We start from the raw sequence: 2,175 nt of genomic DNA on the forward strand, positions 1-2,175 counted from the left end.
CCGCCCTGCCCCTCACCACCCTGGCCTTCCTGCTCTTCGCCATGGTCCTTCCCTCCATGCGACTGCGCCGGCGCACCGGTCGACCCGCGCTGGTGCTGCACCGCTCAGGACCGCCGCTCCAGCGCGTCATCGGCGTGGGCATGGCGCTGTTCATGCTCGCCATCGTGCTCTGGAGTGGAGCGCACCTCGCGCTCGGTGAGCAGGCACTGGGCCTCTGGCAGGTCCCCGCCTCCGTCCGGTGGAGCGGCTGGGCGCTGGTCGTCGTGGGCTTCTTCGTCACGGTGCGCGCCCAACTGGAGATGGGCACCTCGTGGCGCATCGGCATCGACTCCGAACGCACGGAGCTGGTGACGGGAGGCCTGTTCGGCATCGTGCGCAATCCCATCTTCACCGGCATGCTCACCGTGCTGACAGGCGTGATGCTCGCGACGCCGAGCGCCTGGACCGTGATGGGCTGGCTCGACTACGTGCTGCTCGTCTCGCTCCAGGTGCGGCTGGAGGAAGACCACCTGCTTCGCCTGCACGGCGCTGACTACGCACGCTATGCGCAGCGCGTGGGCCGCTTCGTGCCGGGCGTGGGACGCCTGGGATCCCCCACGGCCACGGGCGTCACAGTGTGACGTCCACGGTCACACCTCCACCCCGTGAGGGGGTGGGAGCGTGTGCCTTCAGACCCTGTCGTTCCGTGGGGTTGCGGTCACCAACGTCCTGGCCCATCCCTTGCTCATCCGTGGCCAGCATCCTGGCTTGCCGTACGGGCATGCCCCCTCCGAGGTCTCGTGTGCACTGGAAATACCCCTGCCTCCTCGCGGTCTTCCTCCTGGGCGGCTGCGCCTCCGTGCGCAAGGAGCGCGGACACTCGGAGGTGGCGACGCTCGTGGAGGAGCGCACGGGCCTGAAGACACGCTGGAACCAGGGCACGCCGGAGGACGCGCAGGTGCAACAGCACCTGAACGCCCTGCTCGCGCAGGCCCTCACCTCGGACCGCGCGGTCGAGGTGGCCCTGCTCAACAACCCGGCCCTCCAGGGCACCTACGAGGAGCTGGGCGTCTCCCAGGCGGACATGGTGCAGGCCGGGCTGCTGACCAACCCGTCCTTCAGCGGGAGCATCGGCTTCCCGCTGTCCTCCGACGGCGTCACCGAAACCGAGTTCTCCATCGTCCAGGGCTTCGTGGACCTCTTCACGCTGCCCCTGCGCAAGCGGGTGGCGAAGGAGCAGTTCATGGCGGACACGCTGCGCGTGGCGCATGAAGCCCTGGCCACCACCGCGGAGGTCCGCCAGACATTCACCGAGGTCCAGGCCCGCCAGCAGCTCGTCGCCCTGCGCCGCGAGGTGTTCCAGGCCGCCGACGCGGCGGCGGAGCTCGCGGACCGCCAGCGCACCGCGGGCAACGTCACGGCGCTCGTGCTCGCCACCGAGCAGGCCTCGCTGGAGCAGGCCCGGTTGGACCTCGCCCAGGATGAGCTGGCGCTGTTCGAAGCGCGCGAGCACCTCAACCGGCTGATGGGCCTGTTCGGCGCACGGGTACAATGGACGCTGTCGGAGAAGCTGCCAGAGGTGCCCGTGTCGGAGGCACCGCTGGAGCACCTGGAGACGCTCGCCATCCGACAGCGGCTGGACATCGACGCGGCCCGCAAGCAGGCCTCGCTGTTGTGGAACGCGCTGGAGCTGGCACGCAGCACGCGCTTCTTCGGCCGCGTGGAGGTGGGCGTGCACACGCACCGCGACGCGAACGGCCCGCGCCTCTTCGGCCCCACGCTGTCACTGGAGCTGCCCATCTTCGATCAGCGACAGGCGCTCATCGCACGGCTGGAAGCGCAATACCGCCAGGGCGAGGACCGGCTGACGGAGCTGTCCGTGAACGCCCGCTCGGAGGTGCGCGCCGCCAGGGCCCGGCTGATGACGCTCCGGAACATGGCGGAGCGCTACCAGAAGGCCGTGCTCCCGCTGCGCGCCACCATCGTCGAGGAGTCGCAGCGCCAATACAACGCGATGCAGATCGGCCTGCCCGCGCTCCTCATCGCCCGCCGCGAACAGGTGGAGGCCTGGCGCGCCTACCTGGAGACCGTCCGCGACTACTGGACGACCCGCGCCGACCTGGAACGCCTCGTGGGCGGACGCCTTCCGAAAGGCACCGCGCCCGCGGCCCCTCCTCCCTCTCCCCTTCCCCCTTC

Annotated in this window: 2 protein-coding genes; both read left to right on the top strand. The window is 70.3% G+C overall.

Annotation, left to right across the window (positions count from 1 at the left end; translation table 11 throughout):
- On the top strand, nucleotides 1-620 hold a 620-nt coding region (locus D7Y13_RS41025), incomplete at its 5' end, for a methyltransferase family protein (protein WP_147452633.1).
- Between the two features lie 161 nt (nucleotides 621-781).
- Nucleotides 782-2,175, top strand: a 1,394-nt coding sequence (locus D7Y13_RS41030; RefSeq protein ID WP_233596048.1) for a TolC family protein, incomplete at its 3' end; no start/stop codon positions are given.

The sequence above is a fragment of the Corallococcus praedator genome, from assembly GCF_003612125.1.
GTDB lineage: Bacteria > Myxococcota > Myxococcia > Myxococcales > Myxococcaceae > Corallococcus > Corallococcus praedator.